Below are 26374 nucleotides of genomic sequence, written 5' to 3'. Positions count from 1 at the left end.
TTTTTTTAGTTTTAACTACAATTGATATTAGCGGAAGTTTATTCTACTTATTAAATCAGAATCCTTCAAATATCGGAATGTTTAGAAACTTATTTATCTTTTTACAACTTCCAACTTTTTATTTATACGTCTTATCTATTTGTTATTGTGATTTCAAACTAAAACTCAAACATTTAATCCATATAATTCCTTTTTTAATTGCAAACTTAATTTTGTTACCTCGATTTTATTCAGTTAATCTCAATTCAAAAATTAGTTTTCTTGAAAATAGTAGTAGTATGATAGAAATACAGTTTAATCATATATTCATTCATGTTCAAATTGTATTTTATATAATTCTTGTCATTATAACATTAAAAAAAGCAAAGAAAATATACCTCGAAAATTATGCAGGAGCAAGTATTAAATCACTTAATTGGTTGTTTCAATTTACTTTGGCACTTACATTTTTCTATTTTATAGCTTTTTTAAAAAATATATTTAAATTTTCTATTTATACAAATATTTCTGAATGGTTAATGATAGGACTTTTCATATTTGAACTGTTTATTATAAGTTGGTATTTGTTTAAAGCACTTAACAATCCAAATCTTTTTCGTGCAATTGATTCAAAACTGAAGCTTGTAAATGAAATAGTTTCTGAAGAAAAACAGAATGATCAATTTGACCAGAATGAATATGCCAAGGTTTTATCGAAATTAAAAGCTTATATGGTTATAGATGAACCATTTCTTAATCCTTCTTTAACAATTCAAGATATTTCCAAAGAAATCGAAATCCCAGTTAGAGAATTATCTCTTTTGATTAATCATAAACTAAATCAACATTTTTATGATTTTATAAATACTTATCGTATTGAAAAAGCTAAGAATATTCTAAAAGACCCTTCAAAAAGTAAAGTAACAATTCTTGAAATTCTGTATGAAGTTGGATTTAATTCTAAATCTTCTTTTAATACAGCTTTTAAAAAACACACTAACACCACACCTACCGAATATCGTAAAATCATATAAATCAGTGATTTGTGATTACTCGTACTAGATCATTAAAGTACTCATACTTATTTTTTTAAAGTAAATGCGTTCGAGTATTTTCATTCGGTCGCTTAAGGATATTTTCTTCCACATATTTGTATCGAAAATAATTATTAACTTAAAACAAGATACAATGAAAGATTCAATAAAAAATTTAATACTACTTATATTAATAAGTAGCTTTTCTTTTGGACAAGAAATCTCTCAAAAGATTGATTCACTAGTAAAAAATAACTATCTAAATAATCCAGAGGTTGGAATTAGTATTGGTTTTATTAAAAATAATGAAGAATATTATACTTCTTATGGTAATTTGGATAAAGAGAGTCAAATAAAAATTAATAAAAATTCAATATTTGAAATTGTATCAATAACTAAAATTTTAACTTCAAATTTAATTGCACAAGCTATTTTTGAAAATAAAATAAAACCAGATGCATTTATTGAAGATTACCTTCCAGAAGGATATAATTTACAAATCAATCTTCGAGAAAAAATTAAAATAACTGATTTAACTTCACATCAATCTGGATTGCCAGATTTAGATTTTGGAAAATTAATCGCGTTAAATCCACAGCAACCTGTTAGTAGTGTTACGATGGATACATTAACAGAAATAATTAATAACTGTAATAGTTTAATCGATTATGGACAATATCGATATTCTACTATAGGATATATAATGCTTGGGCAAATATTAGAAAACGTCTATGGAAAGAGTTATGATGAAATTATAAAAGAAAAAATTTTAGATCCGTTACAAATGACCAATACATTAACTAAAGAGTTTAATGTGAAGAATAAAACTACAGGGTATAATCCAAATGGAGAAATTCAAGAGTTTTTTAATTGGAATATAACAGCACCTGCTGGATTGGTAAAATCTAATGCTTCTGATATGATAACATTTTTGAAAGCAATTTTAAATAAAGATAACCCAATATCAAAGGCTGCAATTTTAACTGAGCAAATATTTTACACCGATAAAAATAGAAAAATGGGAATGGGTTTAAACATAATAACTGATGATAAAAATACATTTTTTTTAAAATCGGGTGATTCTTTGGGTCAATCTTCTTTTATTTGTTACAATAGAATTGAAAACTGGGGTATTATAATCTTCATAAATCAAAGAAATTCAAAAATGAGAGAGAATTTATTGAATGAAATTTATGAAAAAATATTGAAATAATTTATTAGGAACTGAATAGAAAAGCCTGAAGGTAACACCGTGTATAATTAATTGCTTTGGCAAGTGCTTATTTGGAAAATTCCTGCGGAATTTTCTCGGGTTCGTATTTGTTTACTAAATTAGTTGCTTAAACTCGCAACTAACCATACACAATTCCGTTGTGAGCAATGCACAAAATCCTTATAAAATCAACTGATTGACAAAAATGTCGTAGAAATGTCGCAAACAAACCGTTACCAGAATGGTAGATTCATAAATACTTTTGTAGAAATATTAAAATAAATTAATTATGAATGAAATCGGAAAAAAAATAAAAGAGTTAAGAAAGAAAAAAGGTCTTTCACAAGAAGAACTAGCTGAATCTGCTAAAGTAAATTTAAGGACTATTCAACGGATTGAGAATAACGAAAGTGAACCTCGCGGAAAAACTCTGAATTTAATTTGCGATGTTCTTGATATTAATGCAGAAGATATTTTGGATTACGGAAAAAAAACAGACCAAAGTTACCTAGCTATATTTCATCTATCTGTTATAATATTTTTAGTAATCCCTGTCGGAAATATTATTCTACCACTGATTTTATGGATGACCAAAAAAGATAAAATCATTGGACTTAAGGAAATTGGAGTTAACCTTTTAAACTTTCAAATAATTTGGTCAGTTTTTGCTTTTCTATCTATAACTGCCTATGGGTTTTTTAAAATTATGCACTATGGAAAGCACGACTTCTTATTCTATTTATTTATAGGACTTTATCTTCTAAATATTATTTTACCAATTGTATTTGCTCTACGAACAAAAAAAGAGGAACCAAAAGCAATGTATCCAAATTTAATAAGAATAATAAAATAGTATAATGAGCAATATGCATAAAACTCGAATCAAATTGAAATCTCAAATAATTTTCTTTGGTTTTTTAGGAATTTTGATAATATCGTGTCAATCTAATAAAACAAAAACACTAGAAAAATCTGAATTTTTAACTGATTCACTTTACAGCAAAAATTTAAGCGAATACAGAAAGTACAATGTTTATTTACCAAAAGGCTTCAATAAAGAAAAACAGTATCCTATTATTTATGCTACTGATGGAAATAGTAATTTGACGGATAAAAAAACATTATTAGATTCCTTAATTAACAATAAAATAATTAAACCTTTAATTTTAGTAGCAAGTTTTGCAAATAGAAAGATTGCAGATAGTACAAGTATGACAATTGGCAATGGAAAAAAACATAATCTGGCTTATAGATATTTCGAATATGTCAACCAAGAGTTTCCAGAAGATAACAAATACCCACATTTAGAAGATACTTTTAAAAATCACTTGAATTATTTCAGTAAAGAATTGATTCCATATGTCGAAAAAGAGCTTGAACAATCAACAACTCGGAATGACAGGTATTTTTATGGTGCATCTAATGGTGCTGGATTTGGATTGAGTTTATTAAATATCAAACCTGAATTAATTGGGACTTATCTTTGTTTTTCGCCATTTGCAGGAGACATTCAATCAAATACAAGTTGGAATATAGGAACTCAATATCCAAATTTATATTACAGATATGCAAGTGAAGAATTTTTTCTGGAAGGAGATGTGGAATTTTTAAAATCTAAATACAAGGAATCAAATTCAAATATAGAAGTGAAAGAATTTGAAGGTAAACATAACGACAAATTTTGGGAAATAGAATTTATTGAAGTAACGAGTAGAATATTAAAATAAAGCACAGCTCACAACACCGTGTATAATTCATTGCTAGTTAGTACCTGCTTGCGAAAGTCCTAGCGGACTTTCTATCTGTGATATATTTGCTATCTTCCACGCTAAAACACCGCAACGAGATCATACACAATTCCGTTGGTATGTAATTGCCTACGGCACGTAGAATCGCGTTTTCCAAACGCTGCCCTTCTACTAATTACATACCAACGCCCACTGTTTGTCGCACCTCGCTAATTTTATGTATATTTAGTCGAGTCTACGAGAACTCCGAACGATACTACACACAACAGCGTGTATAGCTAATCAGGCGCAACAATAGCTTTCCGTGAGGCGCGCCTCACTACGCCATACACAGTGGGCGTTCTACGCAATTTGAGAAAAATTTTGCAAAAATACCAATTTTTGGTACATTTGATATAAATAGAATCAAAATGAACAAAAACACATCAATATCACTCGGAAATTATTTTGACCAATTCGTACAAAGTAGTATTAGTGAAGGAAGATTTAAAAACGTTAGCGAAGTTATACGAGCAGGATTAAGGCTTTTAGAAGAAGAAGAAAGTAAAGTAATTGCATTGAAAAAAGCAATTCAAGAAGGAATAGACAGCGGAATAGCGGACGATTTTGACCCGAAAAAGCATCTTGAATCTCTAAAAGCGAAAAAGCACTCGAATGGCTAAATATAAACTGACGAACAAAGCTGTTGCGGATTTATCAAAAATTTGGGAATATACATTTGAGGTTTGGTCGGAAAAACAAGCCGATAAATATTACGATGGACTAATCTCAAATTGTGAGGAAATTGCTGAAAATCCAGATTTTGGAAAGAATTATGAAGGAATTTCAAAGCAACTTTTAGGAATAAAATCAAATCGTCATATAATATTCTACAGAACTTTAAACGAAGATTATGTTGAGATTACGAGAATATTACACGAAAGAATGGATTTAAAAAAAAGAATAGCTGAATAAAAAACTGCGTAGAACACCGTGTATAATTCATTGCTAATTAGTGTCTACTTGCGAAAGTCCTAGCGGACTTTCTATCTGTATTTTATTTGCTATCTTCAGTGCTTAAACACCGCAACGAGATCATACACAAACCGTTGTAACCAATGCTTAAAATTCGATATTGAATGCAAAAATCGATATTTGAAATCACCAAAATGGATTGTCCTTCAGAGGAAAACCTAATCCGAATGAAATTGGATGGAATCTCAAGTATTGCGAATTTAGAATTTGATATTCCTAACCGAATATTGACAGTCTTTCATAACGGGGAAATTCAACAAATAGAAAAATCTATCTCAGAATTAAAACTAGGCGAAAAGAAAATATCTACCGAACAATCTGAACAGACAGAATTTGAAGAAAATAAAAACCAGAAAAGGCTTCTTTGGTCTGTTCTTTTAATCAATTTTGCTTTTTTTATAATCGAAATGACAACAGGTCTGATATCAAAATCAATGGGACTTGTAGCTGACAGTTTGGATATGCTCGCAGATAGTTTTGTTTATGGAATTAGCCTGTTTGCCGTTGGAGGAACAGTAATAAGAAAAAAACGGATTGCAAAGCTTGCTGGTTATTTTCAGATTATACTTGCCGTTATTGGATTTTTAGAAGTTCTGAGACGTTTTTTTGGAGACGAGAAACTTCCTGATTTTTCGACTATGATTATCGTTTCGATTTTTGCACTTATTGCAAACGGAATCTGTCTTTATATTTTACAAAAATCAAAGAGTAAAGAAGAAGCTCACATGAAAGCAAGTATGATATTTACTTCGAATGACGTAATTATAAATTTAGGAATTATAATCGCAGGAGTTCTAGTAAATTGGTTAAATTCAAGTAAACCTGATTTAATTATTGGAACAATAGTCTTTACGTTAGTTATTCAAGGTGCTATTAGAATTTTGAAACTAGGAAAGTAAAAAGCACAGGTCACAACAACGTGTATAACGCATTGCTTGTTCTGTGATTATTCGGAAAAAGCATCGACTCCTCCTCTGTTCTAGTTTCTTTTACTAAATTTAACCTAACCAACGCAACGACATCATACACAAACACGTTGGTATGTAATTGCCTGCGGCACGTAGAATCGCGTTTTCCAAACGCTGCCCTTCTACTAATTACATACCAACGCCCACTGTTTGTCGCACCTCGCCAATTTTATGTATATTTAGTCGAGTCTACGAGAACTCCGAACGATACTACACACAACAGCGTGTATAGCTAATCAGGCGCAACAATGGCTTTCCGTGAGGCGCGCCTCACTACGACATACACAGTGGGCGTTGTATTTCATTAGAAAAAATAGGACATTAAATATGAAAAAGAAAGTAGCTTTAATTATCATGTTTTTTATACTTGGAATAGTTCTGCTGTTTCACTTTTTGATTTTGACAGAGCAAATTCCTTATGACAAAGTTTGGGCAGGAAAACTTAATTCAGTTGAGGAAATGAAATCTTTTGAAACATTTTCAATACTACTGAATGCCTTCATATTAACAGTATTGTATATCAAATACAGACAACTAGTGAAAGGAGTAAATAGTAAAGTTATTGATATTCTAATTTGGATTTTCTCAGTTTTTTTCGCTTTAAACACTATTGGTAATCTATTTTCGAAAAGTATAATAGAATTAATCCTAGGAACTTTCTTGACATTGACTTCTGCTATTTTATGTTTTATAATTGTTAAAAAGGAACTAAACAGAAAAGTAATCGAAGAAAAAACCAGATTAAATGACAATCAAAAAGGTTTACTGACAAAAATAGACTTTGTTGATACTTTCTCTACGACCAATCATACAAATAATGTTGAAGAAATTACAAATCTCATTTTTAATACAACTCCAAAGTGGGTTAATTCATTATTCGTTCTACGAAATAAAATTGCAGGTTTGTTTGGTTTGAAAACAGAAATACCCGATGACTATATTGAAAACTTCAAGGTTGGAGGATATGTGAAATTTTTTAAAATATACTCGATCTCAGATTCTGAAGTGATTTTAGGCGCAGATGATTCACATTTAAACTTTCGTGCATTGATAAGTGATGATAAATCTGCTTCGTACAACATTAAAGTAATTACTTTGGTGGAATACAATAATCTTAAAGGGAAAATATATATGAGTTTCATAAAACCTTTTCACAGACAAATAGTCAGAAGGATGGTTAAAAATGCATATCAAGAAAAATAACGAAAACACAACAATGTGTATGGTGCATTGCACCCTTCGGGATGCTGCGTCACCATACACTGAACGTTGGTATATAATTGCCTACGGCACGTAGAATCGCGTTTTCCAAACGCTGCCCTTCTACTAATTACATACCAACGCCCACTGTTTGTCGCACCTCGCCAATTTTATGTATATTTAGTCGAGTCTACGAGAACTCCGAACGATACTACACACAACAGCGTGTATAGCTAATCAGGCGCAACAATGGCTTTCCGTGAGGCGCGCCTCACTACGCCATACACAGTGGGCGTTGTGCATAATGCTGAAAACCGAGCAAACCATCAACATTTAAACTAAAAAATCCAACCGCACAGTCAAGCACATTTCATTTTTTTCGTGCCTCAAAAAATAAAAAGAGCTTGCCTTTTCCCTCCGCACAACTTACCAAATTATCTTCATAACTTCCTTTTCGACCTCAATGCCCAAAATTCGACTTCAATAACTAATTTCTAAAAAAGAAGACATAGCTCTACATCTTTGCAAAGAATTTAAAACAGATTTTTTGTAATGAACAGAATTTTAATACTCTTTTTAATAACATTAAGCACAACATTTGTAGTTGCGCAAAGCAATGAAATGGATGTGCAAATTCAGTTTCAGTCCTTTCAAGAGTTGCTGAAATACGCTGATGAACACGCCATACAAATACAAAATGCCCTTATTGGCGAGCAAATAGCAAGTGCCAATAAAAAGGGTGCAAAATCCTATTTATATCCTTCTGTAAATGCTAGTGCAGGATATAACAACAACCTAACCTTGCAACCCACTTTGGTTCCTGAACAATTTTTTAATCCAAACGCTACTGAAGGCAGTTTTCGAGAATTAACCTTTGGACAACAACACGTTTATTCTACGGGAATTCAAGCACAATGGAATATTCTAAATTTTCAAAAAATATTTGCTTCGGAAACAGCAGGTATAGTAACTGAACAAAGCGAAATTAACACACAAAAAAGCAAGCTTAGCACCTATAATCTTTTGGCTTCAACGTACTATTCCATTTTGCTAACACAAGAAGCTATTGTTATTTATGAAGAAAACCTAAAGGTTTCAGAAGCGATTTATAAGAGTACAAATGAAAATTTTCAAAAAGGAATCGCAAGTGAGGAAGCACTCAATTTAGCTAAAATTAAACAGTTACAAAACCGTAACACTTTACAACAAGCATTAAGTAATCGAAGCAGATTTTATACGCAATTGCAAAGTCAGCTAAATACTAGCCAACAAATTATAATTTCAGATTCACCTCAAAATTTCAGTTTAACTAATACAAATTTTGAAACCATACATCCTGAAATTACTTGGCAAGAAATGGAAGTCGATAAACAAAAATCGCTTCTAAAAGAAAAGAAAGCATTGCTTCTGCCTAATCTAAGTCTTAACTATCAATACAACACGAGTTGGGCTACCGATGGATTTACAGATTTTTCAAACGCTAACGAATTACCACAACAATATATTGGTGCAAAGCTGAATATCCCAATTTTCAGTGGATTTTCTTCTCGCTCAAAAATCAAGAAATCAAAATTAGAACTGCAACAACAAGAGTTGCAACTGGAAAACACAAAATTGGTGAAGCAAAAGGAAGATGATTTATTGCTTTTAGATGTCAATCAATTTGAAGAAGAATTAGCAGAATACACCAAAATTATGGTGCTCAGACAAAAAAATGATGTACACGCAGAAAACAAATACAATAGCGGTATTACAAGTTTAAACGAACGTTTAGACAGTTATGAAGATTTGCTAAATGCACAAAATACGTATCTGCAAAGTTTGGCATCATACACATTGGCGAAGTATAAAATGTATATCAGACAACTAGATTTAAAATCCAACAATTAATTAACATAATAATGAAATATAACAGAATAACTTTTTTGGGATGTATGATAGTAGCACTATCGCTATTGTCATCGTGTAATAACAAAGAAACAACAACACCAACACGAAAAAATATTGAAGATGCAGTTTTTGCAAGTGGTTTTATAGAACAAGAAAATCAATATACAGTATCTGCTAATGCAGATGGAATTTTAACCACAATACCAGTAAGTGAAGGCGATATTATAACTAACAACACAACGGTTGCTGTTATAAAAAGTGATGTGCAAAACAACCAGCTTGCAGATGCACAAGTGGTCTATAAAAATGCGGTAACCAATGCTTCTGCAAATGCTTCTATATTAAAGCAAATTCAAACAAACATTAATCAAGCAAAAACACAATTATCCTTAGACAAAACAAATTACCAGCGTTACAAGGATTTACGTGCAAAAAATTCGGTATCACAATTGGATTTTGAAAAAGCCGAATTACAGTACAAAGCTTCAAAAAATAACCTTTTAGGACTACAAGACAGTTACAAGTCAACTGAATCTGATTTAAAACTAAATGAAAAACGAAGCTTAGTGCAAGTTAAAACGCAAAAAGCCATCTTAGATGATTACAAACTAAATTCATCTATTTCTGGAACGGTTATCAATGTGTTTAAAAAACAAGGCGAACTCATTAAAAGAGGCGAAGCTATTGCAGAAATTGGAAGTGGTGCGTTTATCATCAAACTATTTGTTGCGGAAGATGATATTAAAAAAGTAAACAACAATCAGCTAGTTTTGGTGCATTTAAACACCAATCCTAACGAGACGTTTAAAGCAAAAATTTCAAAAATTTATCCTTCATTTAACACCACAGAACAATCGTATGTGGTAGAAGCACAGTTTGACCAAGTACCCAATAAAATATTTTCAGGTTCTCAACTACAAGCAAATATTGAAACTGGCAGTAGTAAAAATGTATTGGTTATTCCAACTGCATATCTTATAAGAGAAAATTATGTAATCCTTGAAAATGATGAAGAAATAGCTATTAAAACAGGAAGAAAAAATAGTGATTGGACGGAAGTAATTTCAGGAATTTCAGAAGAAGACATCATTGTAAAATCAAAAATGTAAACGATGAATACTAATCAGAAAATTGCAAAAGTACATCTTACGTCAAGGTTTCGACAACTACTTGTAGCGATATTAAGTGTAAGCTTTGGTATCTCTATGTACATCGCAATGAACAGTTTTATGGCAGGTGTAAATAATATACAAACGGAAATTACTTTCACCTCAATGTCGCACATTAAAATTTATAATGATTTATCGGAAAAGATAGCGCCAATAATACCAAAACCGAAAGATAGCAATACGGTTTTAATGGTCAATAATGCCAGAAATATTCAATATACACAAGGCATTAAAAACGCAGATGCAATTAAAAATGAATTATTGAATTTGCCTGAAATCAATGGTGTTGCACTACAACTCAATGAGAAAGTTTTTATTAGAAATGGCGTTTCAAATACAAGTGCTTCGCTTTCAGGTATTGAAACAGTTAATGAAAACAAACTTTTTGAAACCGCAAAATATATTGTAGAAGGTAATTTAAGTGAATTAGACAAACGCTCTGATGGTATTATTTTGGGCGTTGGATTGGCACAAACCATTGGCGTAAAAACAGGTAATACCATTTCAGTTTCAACATCTGAAGGAATATCTAAAACCTTCAAAATTATAGGACTTTTAGAATCTGGTTCTAAAGGAGCAGATAGAACACGAGCATTGATTTCTATTCAAACCGCTAGACAATTTTTTTCTAAAAATAAAAGTTATGCAACTGATATTTTGGTAAACACCTATGACTATAATAATGCCAGTGAAGTTGCTGAAAAAGTACGCAAACTTACAGACTATAAAGTTGAATCTTGGCAAGAAGGAAACGGTCAACTGGTGTCTTCCAGTTTATTGCGAGATATATTGGCAATTGCAGTTTCTCTAACCATACTGATTGTGGCAGGATTTGGAATTTACAACATTATGAATATGACCGTAAACGAAAAAATTAAAGAGATAGCCATCTTAAAAGCAATGGGATTTAATGGAAAAGATGTGATTGAAATTTTCCTAACACAGTCGGTAGCCATAGGCTTAATCGGTGGCTTGGTTGGCTTGTTTTTAGGAAATATGATTGTACAAATGCTGGACATTGTGCCCTTTAAAATTGCTTCACACAACACATTACCTGTTGTATATAATGCAAAGGATTACATATTGGCATTTTCTTTTGGTACAATTATCACACTAATAGCAGGATATCTTCCATCCCGAAAAGCATCAAAAGTAGATCCAGTTGAAATATTAAGAGGTTAAAAACAACAACAAATGAATGCAATTTCTATACAAAATATAAACAAACATTTTTACGATCCAGTAGAATTTCAAGTATTAAAAGATATTTCTTTTGATGTGAAAAAAGGCGAATTTGTTTCCATTATCGGAAAATCGGGTTCAGGTAAATCTACCTTACTGTATCTGCTATCTACAATGGATACAAAATACAACGGAAACATTGCCATTAACGGCACGCAAGTCACCGGTTTATCACAAAATGAACTAGCAAAGTTTAGAAACGAACAAATCGGTTTTGTGTTTCAGTTTCACTTTTTGTTACCAGAATTTACCGTTTTAGACAACGTAATGTTACCAGCTTTAAAACTGAATAAAAGACCTAAAGATGAAATTGAAGCAGAAGCCATCGAATCACTTCACTTGTTAGGTTTGAAAGGCAATGAACATAAAAAAGCCTCTAAAATATCAGGCGGACAACAACAACGAGTTGCCATTGCAAGAGCACTAATCAATTCGCCATCTATTATTATGGGAGATGAACCGACAGGAAACCTCGATTCTAAAAACACAAATATTGTTTTTGATGTGTTTAAAGAACTGGCAAAAGAACGCGGGCAAACCATTATAGCTGTTACTCACGATGATGAGTTTGCAGACAATTGCGACCGTATTATCGAACTGTCTGATGGTAAATTAATTCGATAACAATAAATAAGTTAAACAAATAAAAACAACAAAATGAAAAATTTAAAAAATGTAATTACAGTAGTATTCATGACATTATTTAGTATCACTAATTATGCACAATCGCAATCTGAAGTAGCAGGCGATTGGGTTGTCGGAAAACAAAACACGGTTATAAAAATTGAACAAAATGATGGTATTTATTGTGGAACAATTATTTCTTCGGATAATCCTAAAGCTGAAATTGGAAAACTAATGGTTAAAGATCTAAAGGTAAAGAAAGGAAAATGGAAAGGAAAAACATATTCGCCAAAACGTAAAGAATGGTATGATGCAGAATTTATTCCAAAAGAAAATACGCTTGATGTTAAAATAAAGGTTGGGTTTTTTAGTAAAACGATAGAATGGGTAAGAAAGTAATTATGCGATATTCTAATAAGAATACAGCGAAGCAAAAAGCAAGTTTAGGTATTTTTTTCTTCTTTATTTTTCTGAAAGCAAGTTATGCACAGGATTTTAAATTAGCAGGAATCAAATATGCAAACTACCCAAAATCAGAAATAAAAAATGATTCAGGAAACCAAGAAATTTCATTTCAAGAATTTGGTGCTTTTGTAAACTTTCCGAAGAAATTAAAAAACGATAAAACTGTTTTAGTTAATGGGTTTGGTTATGGATTTGTGGAAGCATCATTTGATAATCCATTGTTTTGGTTTGATGATAACAATAAAAAGTTACAAATGTTTTATTACCAAATAACTTTGCTACATCAATGGAACGAAAAATGGAATCTTCTTGTCAATTTAAAACCCACATTAGCATCAGATTTTGAGGCAAAATTAAGTTCTGACGATTTTATTTTTCAAGGAGCAGTTACAGCTACAAGAAAATTAAGTTCTACATTTAAAATAGGAGGAGGTTTAGCTTATGGTGCACGTTTGGGGAGTCCGAGATTAATTCCTTTGGTTAATCTGCAGTATAAAAAAAATAGGCACGAGATAAATGCTTTATTTCCTATAAATACTAACTATACCTATTCATTATTGCCAAGTAATAAATTAGAATTAGGTGTAAAGTATAATCTTAACGGAGGAAATTTTAATGTGTATTCTGAAGACAATAGTATTGATGAAATAAACTATTCGAGAGTAAATTTTGGAGTATTATCCAATTATCAACTAACTAAAATACTTCGTTTAGAAGCTTTTGGAGGCTTAAGTGCAGGTAGAAAATACAGTTTAATTGACACAGACGATACGACTTATGATTTTGACTCTGAATCAGCACCTTTTTTTAGTGTAGGAATTGTGTTGGTTCCGCCAAAAAGAAAATAATAGCGTTAATTTTAATTTAATATATTACTATCTGTAATTTACTGTAATTAGAAATGTCAAAAAATATTAAAAATACTGTAATTAGAATTGTTTTGGTGTCATTATATGCTATTCTCGTAATAAGATTAGTAACCTTCGTTATGCCGAATGATATCGAATATAATTCACCGATTCCTAAACAAGTATTTTTATTTTTCTACCTACTTTTTTTCAATTTGAATGTAGAAGGCAGCTTATTTTTTGACCGCTACTTAAATAAAAAAATCCATTGGTTTAATTTTCCTAAAAAACGAATTGTTATTCAGTTCGTTTTAATTATGATTTGGGCTTTTATTTCTATTGGAATCCCTTTTATTGCTTGGTATTTTATAAATGAACAGTCATTAATCTATCCACGTGCACCCGTTATTATATTTATAGGTTCCGTTGTTTTTTTATTGGTTTTTATTGTTATTTCTATGACCATCAACTTTTTCAAGCAATGGAATAGTTCTTTATTGGATGCCGAATATTACAAACAGGAAAAACTAAAAGCCAATTATCGGGTTTTGCAAAATCAAGTAAATCCACATTTTTTGTTTAATAGTTTGAATGTTTTAATTTCAGAAATAAAACACGATCCAAAAACTGCAGAAGATTTTACACGCAAACTATCAAAAGTATATCGCTATGTTTTACAAAGTAAAAATCACGATTTAATTCCATTGAAAAAAGAAATTGAATTTATCGAGTCCTTTATTTTTTTACATAAAGTCAGAATTGGTGATGCATTAGAATATTCAGCGACTATTTCAGATGAAGCTTTAGAAACGCAACTACCACCTTTAACTCTGCAAATTCTAGTTGAAAATGCCATAAAACACAATGTAGCTAATGAGGAAAACGTGTTGAAAATTTCAATTGAAAGCGGTAGTGATAACACTTTAACCGTTAGTAATAACTTACAAATTATTGATACGGTCAATTCAACATACACTGGTTTAGCTAATTTAAGCAAGCGATTTGAGCTTATTAAAAAAGAGGGTTTTACTTATGGTAAACAAGAGGCGAAATTTGTGGTAACGATTCCTTTAATCGAAGAATAAAATGATAAAAGCAGTAATAATAGAAGACGAATTACCAGCACAACGCTTGCTAAAAGAAACCTTGCAGGAAATAAATTTTGATACGAAAGTTATTGGGTGTTTGGATAGTATAAAATCTGCCGTGGAATGGTTTCAAAACAACCCACATCCCGATATTGTTTTGTTGGATATTCAATTATCTGATGGCCTTAGCTTTGAAATTTTTAAGCAGGCAAAAGTTGAAAGTGCCATTATTTTTACAACTGCTTATGATGAATATGCCATACAAGCCTTTAAAGTAAATAGCATTGACTACCTGTTAAAACCAGTAGAAAAAGATGAGTTAAAAACTGCCTTTGAAAAATATCATAACTACAACAAACAGTTTATTCAGAAACAGAATTCCAATATTGATTTTTCCGAACTTGCTTCTTTAATTAAAGGTGAAAAGACTGAATACCGTAACCGCTTTCTGATACAATCCAATGAATCGTTTTTTCATTTGCCTGTTGAAGACATTGCACTCTTTTACAGTATGCAAGGCATTACTTTTGCTGTTACTTTCGAAAAAAGAGAATACCCAGTTAATTTTTCACTAGAGAGCTTAAAAGAACAATTAAATCCCGACATTTTTTTTAAAATAAATCGTCAATTTATAGTAAATATTGACGCTATTAAAAGAGTTCATTCTTATTTTAATGGGAAACTAAAACTCGAAATAAAACCGTCACACACAGAGGATATAATAGTTGGTAAGGACAAGGCAGCAGCCTTTAAACGATGGATGGATAGATAAACAAAAGTGGTAGAAAAAAAATTGTTCTTCAGATTGTAAGCACTTTTATTAGTTTTCCAACGCATAAGTCATACACATTCGCAATTCGCTACAGCCAACGCTACGCCAAAAATTGCAAAAGAGTATGTCTTGCCAACGCTCAATTCCGAACTAAATAAAAAACATCGGAAAACTAAGCAAAACGTGAAAAGCACTATGCACAACACGGTATATAGCAAATAGGGCAATTTGTGCTAAATTAAAATTTTATACATTTAACAAAAGTAAGTGCCAGCCTGAAAGTTTAGTACTTTCTACTGCCCTACTTGCCATATACAATACCGTTGGTATGTAATTGCCTACGGCACGTAGAATCGCGTTTTCCAAACGCTGCCCTTCTACTAATTACATACCAACGCCCACTGTTTGTCGCACCTCGCTAATTTTATGTATATTTAGTCGAGTCTACGAGAACTCCGAACGATACTACACACAACAGCGTGTATAGCTAATCAGGCGCAACAATAGCTTTCCGTGAGGCGCGCCTCACTACGCCATACACAGTGGGCGTTAGCCACAATATGAAAAAGATACTTTTGTCTATTCTAATTTTTACGATTATATCAGGATTTCAAAAAGAATATTCGGAAAAAGAAAAAGTTGAATTGGCTTTGAAATCAATATTTGAGAATTTTGAAAACCCGAATTTTGAAACTTTTGAGAGAATTTCAACGGAAAAAATCTACTGTATAATTTGCTTTTCAAACCCCAATTTGACGGAAGAGCCATATATGACTGACCGAAAACACTTTTTTGAAAATTTCATTGAGAAAATTAACAAGTTTGAAAGTTTTAAAAAAGCAAAAACATCTTCAGAACTTATAATAATAAACGAGAACAATAAACAAAGTGATATTACGGCTTATCTTACAACTTGGGAAAAGGGAGAATTAGCCGAAAACCACGAAGGAGAGCAATTAGGAATTTATTTAAAAAAGATAAATGGAGAACTCAAATTTGCTGGAATTGAAACGATACCTTAAACTGAAAAATACAGTGGCTAACACTGGCTATAATTCATTGTGGCATTGAGTAAAAAAGAATAAATTTAAAAACCAAAACTGCTGATTTCATAGGCGGAATAATCCTGCGGATGATTCCACAACGAAATCATAGCCTAAACCGTTGGTATGTAATTGCCTGCGGCACGTAGAATCGCGTTTTCCAAACGCTGCCCTTCTACTAATTACATACCAACGCCCACTGTTTGTCGCACCTCGCCAATTTTATGTATATTTAGTCGAGTCTACGAGAACTCCGAACGATACTACACACAACAGCGTGTATAGCTAATCAGGCGCAACAATGGCTTTCCGTGAGGCGCGCCTCACTACGACATACACAGTGGGCGTTGGCGGTAATTTGAAAATATGAATGAACTTTTAGATTATTTTAAAAATACGATTTCAATTTCACCTGAAATAGAAAGTAAACTAAATGAAATAATCAAAGAAAAAAATTTAATAAAAGGAGAACAAATCCTAGCTGAAAACTCTATTAAAAAAGAGCATATTTTTGTTGTAAGTGGTTGTTTGCGTTCTTTTTTCAAAACGGAAGACGGAAAAGAACACACCATACAGTTTGCCATTAAGAACTGGTGGATAAGCGATTACATAACACTTTATACGGATAACAAATCTGTTGTCTCCATCGAAAGCCTAACCCATTCTAAGGTTTTAATAATCGACAATTCTAAAGTTGAAAAATTTTATAAAGAATTTCCTCAATTTGAAATCATTCAGCGTAAGAATTTTGAAAAGCGTATTTCTGCACTTCAAAAACGAATTTTAAGCTTATTAGCCTTAACTGCTGCAGAAAAATATAATCAGTTTATTGAGAATTATACTGAATTCGAAAAAATAATACCTAACTATCAAATTGCCTCATATCTAGGCATTACTCCTCAAAGTCTAAGCAGAATTAGAAAAGAAAGAATCAAAAATTAATTTATTACCATAGATTCATATTTACATTTTGATTATCATTTACTTTTGTGCGATAATTAAACATATGACAATGAGTTTTATAGACAAATTAAATGAACGATACGCTACTAAAGCAATGAATGGCGAAGTAGTTCCTCAAGAAAAAATAGATAACATTTTAGAGGCCATAAGGTTAGCACCAACATCTAGTGGATTACAACCTTTTGAAGTTTTTGTAGTTACAAATGACGATACTAAATCTAGTATCAAAGAAATTGCTTGGAATCAATCACAAGTTACAGATTGCTCCCATTTATTGGTGTTTGCAGCTTGGGATAATTATACGGCAGACCGTATTAATTATATGTTCGATTTAACAAACGAAATAAGAGGATTTAAAAATGAAGGTTGGGAAAACTATCGTCAAATGTTGTTAGATGGCTACCCTAAACGTGATCCTGAAACGAACTTTGAACATGCTGCAAGGCAAACTTATATTGCATTTATGGCTGCCATTGCCCAAGCTGTATATGAAGGTTTAGATAGTACACCAATGGAAGGATTTGATCCTGAAGCTTTAGATAAAATTCTAGGATTGCGCGAAAAAGGATTACGAAGTACACTTTTATTACCTATAGGTTATAAAGACGCAGAAAAAGATTGGTTAGTCAACCTTGTAAAAGTTAGAAAACCAATGGATAAATTAGTAACATTCATATAAATCAAATCATGAAGAAAAAAATAATATTAACAATAGCAAGCATCATCTTACTAGCTTTTATTGTCTTATACTTTACATCAAGACCAATAGAAACTGAAGACGGATCTTATATTCCGTCGCCATTAGCATTAAAATTAGCAACATCTCCAACTACAGATTTTGATAATACTGTTTATGAAAATAAGTACACAGGAAATAAAAAGGTGCTAATGATATGCACGGAGCAGAAAAATATGACCATGGCTAATGGTAAAAAGTTCTCAACTGGAAATCATCCTGTAGAAATACTTTTACCTGTGCTACATTTAAAAAATGCTGGCTTTGATGTAGATGTTGTAACACCTAATGGAAAACCTGTTGTTATTGAGCAATGGGCAATGCCAGAAGACGATGAGCATATAAAAGCAATATATGCTGAATTCAAAAAGATATTTGAAAATCCAGGAAACTTATCTGATTTTGTTGCTAACACTATGAATGAAAGCTCAGATTATGCTGCTATTTTTATTCCAGGAGGTCATGGAGCAATGCTTGGACTACCAGAAAACAAAGATGTGAACAAACTAATAAACTGGTCGCACAAAAATGATATGTTTACACTAGCTATTTGTCATGGTCCAGCAGCATTATTAGCAGCAGGTTTAGATAGCAAAAAAGATACTTATGTCTTTAAAGGCTATAAAATCGCTTCATTTCCAGATGCTGTGGATGAGCAAGGACTAATGATTGGTTATACACCTGGTCATATGCCTTACAAGTATGGAGAAAAGTTAAACAACTTAGGAGTTACAATCATCAACGAAGAAGCTGATAATACAGTTCATAAAGACCGAAAATTAATAACAGGAGCTAGTCCTTTAGCTGCCAATGATTTTGGAAAATTAGCCGCAACCGAATTACTTAAAGAGGTAAACAAATAAAAAACTACCGCCAACAACGTGTATAAGTAATAGCGATTTGAGTTATCATTCAAATCGCTATTACTTTTTATTTTGTAAATTCTCACGGAAAAGTAGAATTTTATTTTTCGCTACTAGTTATACACAAAACCGTTGGTATGTAATTGCCTACGGCACGTAGAATCGCGTTTTCCAAACGCTGCCCTTCTACTAATTACATACCAACGCCCACTGTTTGTCGCACCTCGCTAATTTTATGTATATTTAGTCGAGTCTACGAGAACTCCGAACGATACTACACACAACAGCGTGTATAGCTAATCAGGCGCAACAATAGCTTTCCGTGAGGCGCGCCTCACTACGCCATACACAGTGGGCGTTGGCAACAAGCTGAACTGAATATCCGAACTTGACCGAATAAATTTAATGCAAATTAAAGCCTACATAAAACAACCTTATCCTTTTTATTATGAGGAATTAAAAAGAGTATTCCTTTTGCTTTGCTTTATTGCTATGGCAAGTTTTATTTTTACCTATTTATTTGAACCCTTTGTTGTAAATATTGAAGAACATAAAATAGATATTTTTTGGATTATGGTATTACATTCTGTTATACCAATTCCTGTTGCTTTTGCCTATTTTTTCTTGCTCAAAAAAACGGTAAAAAATATCGAAAATTGGACATTAGGCAAGGAATTTTTGCATTTAGCAGTAATCCTACTTCTTATAGGTTTAGCTAGTTTCTTAATTCGAGATTTTATTTATACAAACCCCGATAACTGGTCTTTTCGATACTTATGGGAAGAAATTAGAAATACGTTTTTAATAGGTATTTTATTGCTGTTAATTATTTTACCATTAAATCTTCATCGTTTGATTATTAAGCACTCAAATGATTTAAAAAAAATAACCGTTACGCAACAATATATAAATGACGTCAACACAACAGTTCAAATTGTTACGCCAATAAAAGAGGAGAATTTTGAGTTAAATATTCAAACTTTTCTTTATGCAAAAGTGGATAGTAATTATCTAGAAATATTTTATGACTATTCAAATACTAATGAAAAAGACTTAAAAAGATTAACCCTAAAAGAATTTTTGGATCAATTAAAGTCGTATCCGTTTATTTTTAAAACTCATCGCTCTTATGTTGTAAACCTTAACGCGATTGAATCTGTTTCTGGAAATGCACAAGGATATGTACTTTATTTAAAAAACTATTCCAAAAGAACAATCCCAGTTTCTCGCTCAAAAGTTGAAGAATTTAACCAAGCTTACAAGAGCCTAAAAAAACAATTTACCTTGTAATTCGTCCCTGCCCATTGTTATTCATCACTTAACTAAAAACCGTGCTGTTTTTGTTTTTATCATTGCCAAAAAAAACAGAATTAATGAATATTTCAAAAAGAAGATACGATTTAGATTGGTTAAGAGTTATTGCTATTTTGGCTGTTTATTTTCATCATTTAGGCATGCCTTTTAATGGAGATGATTTTCATATTATGAATGCTGAATCTAGTAAACTGTTAGATGATATTATGGTTTACTTTGAGCAATTTAGACTTCCTTTACTTTTTTTAATATCGGGAACGGGAACAGTTCTCGCATTTTCTAAGCGGACATGGAAGCATTTTTTTAAAGAACGTACAGGAAGACTTATAATTCCACTCATTTTTGGTGTGCTTTTTATTGTACCACCGCAAACTTATTATCAATACATCAATGAATTCAATTCCTATTGGCAGATTTACACGGAAGGACGATTTGAAACTAATCACCTTTGGTTTATAGAAAACCTTTATGTGATTTCTGTAATTGTAATTCCTTTAATTATTTTTCTTAAATCCAAAAAATCTAAGAAATTTATTCATCGAATTGAAAAAATATCTTCTTATAAATTAGGTTTTTTAATGGGAGGACTTCCTCTTATCATTTTTACAGTTGTACTTAAAAGGTATTATCCAACTGGGTCATCTTCACTGGCAAATCTTTCAGAAACATTCTTTTATACTTACTTTTTTATCTCTGGTATTTTATTTGCTTCTTCACAAATTTTTTGGGACAATTTGAAAAGATTTAGACACTTCCATCTTATTGGTTTTAGTATTAGCACACTATTATTTTATGGTTATTATTTTATACCGAATACTATGGTAGAACCTTATTTAACCCTTTCTGCTCGTTGGGATATATGGCATACCTTATGCTGTCTGTTGGGATGGTGTTTTGTTTTGACCATATTGGGATATGGACAGGTTTACTTTAATAAACCTAGTCTCTACCTTAAATGGATGAACGAAGCTATTTATCCGTTTTATATTTTACATCAAACAGTAATTGTAATTTGTGCATATTACATCATTCAACTCGACTTAAATATTCCTGCTAAGTTTACAATTCTTTTAGTTATTTCATTTTTTATTATTGTGGTAATTTACCGTTTTGCCATTTACCCTTTTAGAGTTATGAGAGTGCTTTTCGGAATGAAACCACGAAAAAGACCACTGAACAAAAGCCAGTTGCCAACAACGTATATAAAAAATAGCGGTTTTAAAATTTAAACAAAATTTAATTTTATAAATTTATAGTTAGTAATAAACCGAAAATTAGTCCTTAAAAATTCGCTACTTTTCATATACAAAACAGTTGGTATGTAATTGCCTGCGGCACGTAGAATCGCGTTTTACAAACGCTGCCCTTCTACTAATTACATACCAACGCCCACTGTTTGTAGCACCTCGCCAATTTTATGTATATTTAGTCGAGTCTACGAGAACTCCGAACGATACTACACACAACAGCGTGTATAGCCAATCAGGCGCAACAATGGCTTTCCGTGAGGCGCGCCTCACTACGCCATACACAGTGGGCGTTAGCAACAATAAAAAAATAAAATCCATAAGGGCTGTGATAAAACCAGACATACCAGATAACGAGAACGAAAGGATTAAAGCACTTCAGAATTTAAACCTTTTAGACACTTTAGAAGAAGATGCATATGACCAGCTAACGCTTATTGCTTCTCAAATATGTGATGTTCCTATTGCTCTTGTTTCTTTGATTGATTCTAGCAGGCAATGGTTTAAATCTCATCATGGATTAGATGTAAGAGAAACACCTAAGGATATTGCTTTTTGTGCTCACGCCATAAACAAACCAGAGGAAATACTCATTGTCGAAGATGCTGCGAAAGATGAGCGTTTTCATGACAATCCATTATCCACTAAGGCACCGAATGTCAAATTCTATGCAGGAGCACCATTGAATACATCAGAAGGATTTTGTTTAGGAACTTTATGTGTTATTGACAATAAGCCTAAAAAGCTGAGTAAAACTCAACAAACTTCCTTAACAGCACTTGCAAATCAGGTAGTTGCTCAGTTTGAATTAAGAAGAAAAAACTTAATCTTAATCGAGAAGATAAAAATCATAGAGCAGCTCAATCATGATATTGATGCATTTTCCTATAGATTATCTCATGACATGCAAACACCCATAAGGGGAATTTTATCCATAATCGAATTTTTGAAAAAAGAAGATGCCGATGAAATTTCTATTTCTCTCGGAGAAAAGATCGACCAAATTGAAGATAGAGCTAAGTATGGATTAGCTCTTGTTCAGGGGACTATTGATTATGCTAGGGTTTCAAAAGCAAATCTTGTTTTTAGTGAGTTTAAACTCGAAGACACTGCTAAATTTGTTTTTGCTAATTTGGCAAATACAGATAATGTTAAGTTAGAGCTTATGAATTGCAAACAGATTGTTATTACATCAAAACATGTGATTCAAGTGGTTTTTCAAAATTTGATGACTAATAGTCTGAAATTTAATGATAAGGATACATGCATCATTTCTATTTCATCAAAGATAGAAAACAATAGACTTGTCATAGATTATAAAGATAATGGTCCTGGGATCAGCATGAAGTATGCGAATAAAATATTTGAAATATTTGAAACACTCAATGCAAAGTCAGAAAACAGTACCGGAATAGGTTTAGCCACAATAAAAGCAGTGCTAAATAAATTATCAGGACATATTCGTCTAATGCATTCTGAGGTTGCTAAAGGCGTTCATTTTAATATCGATCTTCCTCTTGAAATTCAAAAAAAAGGATGAATAAAGTTGCTAACAACGTATATAAAAAATAGCGGCTTCAGTGCTTAAATTAAAGATACTGAATACAATAAAGATCGGTTATGAACCAAAAAGTACGTGCTAAAAATCCACTACTTTTCATATACAAAACCGTTGGTATGTAATTGCCTGCGGCACGTAGAATCGCGTTTTCCAAACGCTGCCCTTCTACTAATTACATACCAACGCCCACTGTTTGTCGCACCTCGCCAATTTTATGTATATTTAGTCGAGTCTACGAGAACTCCGAACGATACTACACACAACAGCGTGTATAGCTAATCAGGCGCAACAATGGCTTTCCGTGAGGCGCGCCTCACTACGCCATACACAGTGGGCGTTAACAAACATATAAAGCCAACTATGAGAACTTTAACATTTGTAGCATTATGTATTCTACTTTTTGGAGCACAAACCGCGTTCGGACAAAATAAAAGGGATATTATAATAGGAAGTCAGTTCATTATTAAATCAACTATTTTAGATGAAGAAAGAACTTGTTTAATAAGTATTCCTGATTCATATAATGATTCAACTCAAGTGGCGAAAAAATATCCTATTATCATATTGTTGGATGGATATACTCATTTTAAAACAGCATCTGGAATAGTGCATTTTATGAGTTCCAATAGGAACCGAAACAATTTAATGCCAGAAAGTATTATTATAGCCATAGAAAATGTTGATCGCGAACGAGATTTTACTTTTACCAAAATTAAGACCAAACGACCAAATACTATGGGTGGAGGAAGGAATTTTTTGAATTTCATTGAGAAAGAGCTAATACCTTATGTTGATAAAAAATATAGAACAAAACCATCTAAAACTCTTATTGGACATTCTTTAGGAGGCCTACTTACATTAAATTCTTATTTAGATAAAAGTAGTGTTTTCAATGCTTACATTTCTATAGATCCAAGTATTTGGTGGAGCGAAGAGATGATGAAAAACAAAGTTGATTCTATTTCAAAAATATCATTGGGTAAAAAACTTTATATCGCTACTGCCAATCAAGGAGATACTAATTATGAGCGGAATAAAAAAAGACACGACCATCTCTATAAATTAATCACAAAGAAAACGAAAGAACCTACAAACATCGAAATAAAGTATTTTGACAAGGAAAACCATCGCTCTGTGCCATTAATAGCTTTGTACGAAGGTTTACTCTACATTAATCAAGAGAATTAATAATTATTGTAGAAAAATACGTTTGGTAACACCGTGTATAATTCATTGCTAGTACTCGCCTACTTGCGAAAGTCCTAGCGGACTTTCTATCTGTGAATTATTTGCTAAATTTAGTGCTTAAACATCTCAAGGAGAGTATACACCAATACGCTAGCTAAAGCCAAAAAATACAAAAATTAAAAAATGAATACGGTCCTAATTTAAAATAAATAAAATGACAAAATTTTCATTAAAGTCAACCATCTTTCGAGGTATTGCCCTAGCATTACCACTATCTGTAGTCCTTTATGTGTTATATAAATTCATGAAGATTTTTGAAAAACTTATAGAACCTATTGCCAAAAAATTTCAAATAGAACATGTTTTTGGGGAAATTACACTTACTTTTTTTACGGTATTAGCTATGCTTGCTATTGCTTTCTTACTTGGTCTATTAATGCGAATAAAATTGATCGCAAACATAAGAGCTGAGGTGGAATCATTAGTTCTAAAATTTATACCGTCCTTAAACTATTTAGAACTTATGGCTACTGAACGATTGAAAGTAGATGATATAGATTTAAATTGGAAACCTGTTTTAGTTTTAAAAGGAGATTAGTGTTTTCCAGCCTATATATTAGAAGAAAACGAGGAATGGATTACACTGGTCACTGTACGAATACCAAATACCGATCCTATAGGAATGATGCTCATAAAACAAAGTTCTATAAGGTGTATTCCTATAACTATGAAAGAAATGCGTGTCTACAATAAACAATTTGGAAAAGGTTATATCGATAAGATTAAATAAGGTGCAAATTGAGATTCATGCCACTGATGATAGTGCTTGATGGTGATACTTTTAAGGGTTTGAATACTTACAGATTAAGTGATAATAGGGTTTTGATAGCCATATCAAGACCAAAAAGGTAATTTTAGGCTAGAAACAAATGGAAATCTTTGGGGATCTGACGGAGAAAAACGGAACGCCTGACACCATTAAAAGCTAATAAAAGCCAGCTAAAACTGTGTATCATGGCTAAGCCTATTCGCTGTGCTCGGGTCATTACTAGACTAGTTAGTGTTTAAGTCTGAAAGTCCTCGCAGGCGGTCTATCTGCGTCTTATTTACTAAATTTAGTACTTAAACCACACAACGCGGTCATACACCAATACGTTGGCAAACCTATAGATAACACTTTTTTATAGGGTTTGTTTTTCTGTTCTTTAGACTGTATCAATCTAAGGTTAAAGCATTCAGTTTATAGCAGTGTACGCCAGAATGATTGAATCAAAAAGACAAATGTTTTAAGCCTATTTTGGCAAAAGATAACAGGATGCGGTTGGGAGGGCTATTTTAATAATGACTTATTTTTTGTTTAGCCCCACCGTTATATCTAAAAGGCTCTCTGCTCGTCTAAAGCTTTTACCATTCTTCTAACAATTCGTCTCGCAATTTGATCATCAGTGGTGTCTGGACTGCCATTGGTTGCTCTTCCTTCAACCACAGCAACAGGTGCTTTAAAACTATCTTTTTTAGAGAAAATAGTTAAACGCAAACTCATTTCAGTAGTATAATTACTATTTTTTGTGGTACTCGTAGAGCCAGATGAAGAGGTAGACTTTAACTTGGCTTTTGCATTATATGAAGCGTTACCTGAAGAGCTAGAACGTCCATAAGATGAAGAACCAGATGTTTGACTAGATGAAGAGCCAGATCTTTCACTGGATGAAGAGCCAGATATTTCTTTTTTCTTGTTGACCACGGCATAAGCAGAGGACGTTGTTCTAATCATATTGGCTTCTGAAGAATCAATAATTTCAATTACTATTAACGTTTCAATTTTATTTTCATCGAGTACTCTACTAAACTCATCCTCACTCACATCTGAACCTGGTAGAAAAAGAGAATTCATAGATTTTACATTTGCCCTAGCCTTAGCGAAATAGTCAAGGGTTTTGCTCATTGATTTTGCGTCAGCTTTCTCAAATGATATTAGTGAAGTACCCTCTATGGCATGGTAAAGATCACCATATTTATAGATTTTATTTCCTATTTTTTCTTGGGCCATAAGGCATGAAGGAAGCATTGCGAGTAATAATAAAATTTTTTTCATGGAAAAGACATATAATTTAAAGACATTTAATTGTGGTGCGAAATTACAAATTAAACTAATTCTATACAAATCGAAAGTCATAGATTTGCTATCATGGTACGAATAAAAAT

Annotated in this window: 26 protein-coding genes; 25 read left to right on the top strand and 1 reads right to left on the bottom strand. The window is 32.0% G+C overall.

What is annotated here, in order from left to right; genetic code table 11:
- Positions 1–278 precede the first annotated feature (278 nt).
- From WPG_RS18615 to WPG_RS10520, 25 genes are all read left to right on the top strand, one after another.
- The gene (locus tag WPG_RS18615) at positions 279–1013 is read left to right on the top strand and encodes a helix-turn-helix domain-containing protein (protein WP_231850171.1); all 735 of its coding nucleotides are present in this window, start codon (positions 279–281) and stop codon (positions 1011–1013) included.
- A 154-nt stretch (positions 1014–1167) separates the two neighbouring features.
- The gene (locus tag WPG_RS10635) at positions 1168–2226 is read left to right on the top strand and encodes a serine hydrolase domain-containing protein (RefSeq protein ID WP_045472332.1); all 1059 of its coding nucleotides are present in this window, start codon (positions 1168–1170) and stop codon (positions 2224–2226) included.
- 289 nt (positions 2227–2515) lie between these two features.
- The gene (locus WPG_RS10630) at positions 2516–3079 is read left to right on the top strand and encodes a helix-turn-helix domain-containing protein (protein WP_045472329.1); all 564 of its coding nucleotides are present in this window, start codon (positions 2516–2518) and stop codon (positions 3077–3079) included.
- A gap of 34 nt (positions 3080–3113) precedes the next feature.
- Positions 3114–3953: an alpha/beta hydrolase gene (locus WPG_RS10625; RefSeq protein WP_231850170.1), complete on the top strand. Its 840-nt coding sequence runs from the start codon at positions 3114–3116 to the stop codon at positions 3951–3953.
- 431 nt (positions 3954–4384) lie between these two features.
- Complete coding sequence (locus tag WPG_RS10620) at positions 4385–4636, top strand: type II toxin-antitoxin system ParD family antitoxin (protein WP_045472327.1); 252 nt, start codon at positions 4385–4387, stop codon at positions 4634–4636.
- Entirely contained in the window at positions 4629–4928 is a 300-nt protein-coding gene (locus WPG_RS10615; RefSeq protein ID WP_045472323.1) for a type II toxin-antitoxin system RelE/ParE family toxin, read from the top strand. Before WPG_RS10620 ends, WPG_RS10615 begins: the two co-directional genes overlap by 8 nt.
- A 164-nt stretch (positions 4929–5092) precedes the next feature.
- A complete protein-coding gene (locus tag WPG_RS10610; protein ID WP_045472320.1) occupies positions 5093–5887 on the top strand; it encodes a cation transporter in 795 nt (264 codons plus the stop codon).
- A 396-nt stretch (positions 5888–6283) separates the two neighbouring features.
- Entirely contained in the window at positions 6284–7159 is an 876-nt protein-coding gene (locus tag WPG_RS17780) for a DUF2867 domain-containing protein (protein ID WP_084221565.1), read from the top strand.
- 549 nt (positions 7160–7708) lie between these two features.
- Positions 7709–9046, top strand: a complete 1338-nt coding sequence (locus tag WPG_RS10600; protein ID WP_045472317.1) for a TolC family protein — start codon at positions 7709–7711, stop codon at positions 9044–9046.
- A gap of 44 nt (positions 9047–9090) precedes the next feature.
- Complete coding sequence (locus tag WPG_RS10595; RefSeq protein ID WP_045472314.1) at positions 9091–10155, top strand: efflux RND transporter periplasmic adaptor subunit; 1065 nt, start codon at positions 9091–9093, stop codon at positions 10153–10155.
- Positions 10156–10158: 3 nt separating this feature from the next.
- The gene (locus WPG_RS10590; protein WP_045472311.1) at positions 10159–11397 is read left to right on the top strand and encodes an ABC transporter permease; all 1239 of its coding nucleotides are present in this window, start codon (positions 10159–10161) and stop codon (positions 11395–11397) included.
- A gap of 12 nt (positions 11398–11409) precedes the next feature.
- Positions 11410–12081 (top strand): ABC transporter ATP-binding protein, encoded by a 672-nt coding sequence (locus tag WPG_RS10585; RefSeq protein ID WP_045472308.1) that lies wholly within the window; start codon positions 11410–11412, stop codon positions 12079–12081.
- 33 nt (positions 12082–12114) lie between these two features.
- Complete coding sequence (locus WPG_RS10580) at positions 12115–12480, top strand: DUF2147 domain-containing protein (protein WP_045472305.1); 366 nt, start codon at positions 12115–12117, stop codon at positions 12478–12480.
- Entirely contained in the window at positions 12465–13394 is a 930-nt protein-coding gene (locus WPG_RS10575) for a DUF6268 family outer membrane beta-barrel protein (protein WP_045472302.1), read from the top strand. Before WPG_RS10580 ends, WPG_RS10575 begins: the two co-directional genes overlap by 16 nt.
- A gap of 53 nt (positions 13395–13447) precedes the next feature.
- The gene (locus WPG_RS10570) at positions 13448–14479 is read left to right on the top strand and encodes a sensor histidine kinase (protein WP_052471229.1); all 1032 of its coding nucleotides are present in this window, start codon (positions 13448–13450) and stop codon (positions 14477–14479) included.
- A 1-nt stretch (position 14480) separates the two neighbouring features.
- Positions 14481–15254 (top strand): LytR/AlgR family response regulator transcription factor, encoded by a 774-nt coding sequence (locus WPG_RS10565; RefSeq protein ID WP_045472299.1) that lies wholly within the window; start codon positions 14481–14483, stop codon positions 15252–15254.
- A gap of 560 nt (positions 15255–15814) precedes the next feature.
- Positions 15815–16276 carry a hypothetical protein gene (locus WPG_RS10560; RefSeq protein ID WP_045472296.1) on the top strand — a complete coding sequence of 154 codons (462 nt, stop codon included), beginning with the start codon at positions 15815–15817 and terminating at the stop codon, positions 16274–16276.
- A 387-nt stretch (positions 16277–16663) separates the two neighbouring features.
- Positions 16664–17239 (top strand): Crp/Fnr family transcriptional regulator, encoded by a 576-nt coding sequence (locus WPG_RS10555; RefSeq protein WP_045472293.1) that lies wholly within the window; start codon positions 16664–16666, stop codon positions 17237–17239.
- Between the two features lie 70 nt (positions 17240–17309).
- Positions 17310–17939, top strand: coding sequence for a nitroreductase family protein (locus WPG_RS10550; RefSeq protein WP_045472290.1), 630 nt, complete (start codon positions 17310–17312; stop codon positions 17937–17939).
- An 8-nt stretch (positions 17940–17947) separates the two neighbouring features.
- Positions 17948–18859, top strand: a complete 912-nt coding sequence (gene hchA / locus WPG_RS10545; protein ID WP_084221563.1) for a glyoxalase III HchA — start codon at positions 17948–17950, stop codon at positions 18857–18859.
- A gap of 405 nt (positions 18860–19264) precedes the next feature.
- Positions 19265–20149, top strand: a complete 885-nt coding sequence (locus WPG_RS10540; RefSeq protein ID WP_045472287.1) for a LytR/AlgR family response regulator transcription factor — start codon at positions 19265–19267, stop codon at positions 20147–20149.
- 83 nt (positions 20150–20232) lie between these two features.
- Entirely contained in the window at positions 20233–21402 is a 1170-nt protein-coding gene (locus WPG_RS10535) for an acyltransferase family protein (RefSeq protein ID WP_045475457.1), read from the top strand.
- Between the two features lie 265 nt (positions 21403–21667).
- Positions 21668–22960, top strand: coding sequence for a sensor histidine kinase (locus tag WPG_RS10530; RefSeq protein ID WP_052471226.1), 1293 nt, complete (start codon positions 21668–21670; stop codon positions 22958–22960).
- A gap of 381 nt (positions 22961–23341) precedes the next feature.
- Positions 23342–24169 (top strand): alpha/beta hydrolase, encoded by an 828-nt coding sequence (locus tag WPG_RS10525; RefSeq protein ID WP_045475453.1) that lies wholly within the window; start codon positions 23342–23344, stop codon positions 24167–24169.
- Positions 24170–24383: 214 nt separating this feature from the next.
- Positions 24384–24767, top strand: a complete 384-nt coding sequence (locus WPG_RS10520; RefSeq protein ID WP_045472284.1) for a hypothetical protein — start codon at positions 24384–24386, stop codon at positions 24765–24767.
- Positions 24768–25544: 777 nt separating this feature from the next.
- Here WPG_RS10520 and WPG_RS10515 read toward each other — a convergent pair.
- Complete coding sequence (locus WPG_RS10515; RefSeq protein ID WP_144374452.1) at positions 25545–26264, bottom strand: hypothetical protein; 720 nt, start codon at positions 26262–26264, stop codon at positions 25545–25547.
- Between the last annotated feature and the right edge of the window lie 110 nt (positions 26265–26374).

Source organism: Winogradskyella sp. PG-2, assembly GCF_000828715.1.
GTDB lineage: Bacteria > Bacteroidota > Bacteroidia > Flavobacteriales > Flavobacteriaceae > Winogradskyella.
Note: the sequence above shows the minus strand (reverse complement) of the source record. Positions and strands in the feature narration are given on the sequence as shown.

Coding starts and splice junctions, on each gene's coding strand:
- WPG_RS10540 (WP_045472287.1), top strand. CDS start 19,265: ATGCAAATTAAAGCCTACATAAAACAACCTTATCCTTTTTATTATGAG.
- WPG_RS10515 (WP_144374452.1), bottom strand. CDS start 26,264: ATGAAAAAAATTTTATTATTACTCGCAATGCTTCCTTCATGCCTTATG.
- WPG_RS10630 (WP_045472329.1), top strand. CDS start 2,516: ATGAATGAAATCGGAAAAAAAATAAAAGAGTTAAGAAAGAAAAAAGGT.
- WPG_RS10565 (WP_045472299.1), top strand. CDS start 14,481: ATGATAAAAGCAGTAATAATAGAAGACGAATTACCAGCACAACGCTTG.
- WPG_RS10535 (WP_045475457.1), top strand. CDS start 20,233: ATGAATATTTCAAAAAGAAGATACGATTTAGATTGGTTAAGAGTTATT.
- WPG_RS10585 (WP_045472308.1), top strand. CDS start 11,410: ATGAATGCAATTTCTATACAAAATATAAACAAACATTTTTACGATCCA.
- WPG_RS10600 (WP_045472317.1), top strand. CDS start 7,709: ATGAACAGAATTTTAATACTCTTTTTAATAACATTAAGCACAACATTT.
- WPG_RS18615 (WP_231850171.1), top strand. CDS start 279: ATGATAGAAATACAGTTTAATCATATATTCATTCATGTTCAAATTGTA.
- WPG_RS10615 (WP_045472323.1), top strand. CDS start 4,629: ATGGCTAAATATAAACTGACGAACAAAGCTGTTGCGGATTTATCAAAA.
- WPG_RS10635 (WP_045472332.1), top strand. CDS start 1,168: ATGAAAGATTCAATAAAAAATTTAATACTACTTATATTAATAAGTAGC.
- WPG_RS10590 (WP_045472311.1), top strand. CDS start 10,159: ATGAATACTAATCAGAAAATTGCAAAAGTACATCTTACGTCAAGGTTT.
- WPG_RS10560 (WP_045472296.1), top strand. CDS start 15,815: ATGAAAAAGATACTTTTGTCTATTCTAATTTTTACGATTATATCAGGA.
- WPG_RS10580 (WP_045472305.1), top strand. CDS start 12,115: ATGAAAAATTTAAAAAATGTAATTACAGTAGTATTCATGACATTATTT.
- WPG_RS10620 (WP_045472327.1), top strand. CDS start 4,385: ATGAACAAAAACACATCAATATCACTCGGAAATTATTTTGACCAATTC.
- WPG_RS10595 (WP_045472314.1), top strand. CDS start 9,091: ATGATAGTAGCACTATCGCTATTGTCATCGTGTAATAACAAAGAAACA.
- WPG_RS10555 (WP_045472293.1), top strand. CDS start 16,664: ATGAATGAACTTTTAGATTATTTTAAAAATACGATTTCAATTTCACCT.
- WPG_RS10570 (WP_052471229.1), top strand. CDS start 13,448: ATGTCAAAAAATATTAAAAATACTGTAATTAGAATTGTTTTGGTGTCA.
- WPG_RS10610 (WP_045472320.1), top strand. CDS start 5,093: ATGCAAAAATCGATATTTGAAATCACCAAAATGGATTGTCCTTCAGAG.
- WPG_RS10520 (WP_045472284.1), top strand. CDS start 24,384: ATGACAAAATTTTCATTAAAGTCAACCATCTTTCGAGGTATTGCCCTA.
- WPG_RS10575 (WP_045472302.1), top strand. CDS start 12,465: ATGGGTAAGAAAGTAATTATGCGATATTCTAATAAGAATACAGCGAAG.
- WPG_RS17780 (WP_084221565.1), top strand. CDS start 6,284: ATGAAAAAGAAAGTAGCTTTAATTATCATGTTTTTTATACTTGGAATA.
- WPG_RS10530 (WP_052471226.1), top strand. CDS start 21,668: ATGGCTTTCCGTGAGGCGCGCCTCACTACGCCATACACAGTGGGCGTT.
- WPG_RS10550 (WP_045472290.1), top strand. CDS start 17,310: ATGAGTTTTATAGACAAATTAAATGAACGATACGCTACTAAAGCAATG.
- hchA (WP_084221563.1), top strand. CDS start 17,948: ATGAAGAAAAAAATAATATTAACAATAGCAAGCATCATCTTACTAGCT.
- WPG_RS10525 (WP_045475453.1), top strand. CDS start 23,342: ATGAGAACTTTAACATTTGTAGCATTATGTATTCTACTTTTTGGAGCA.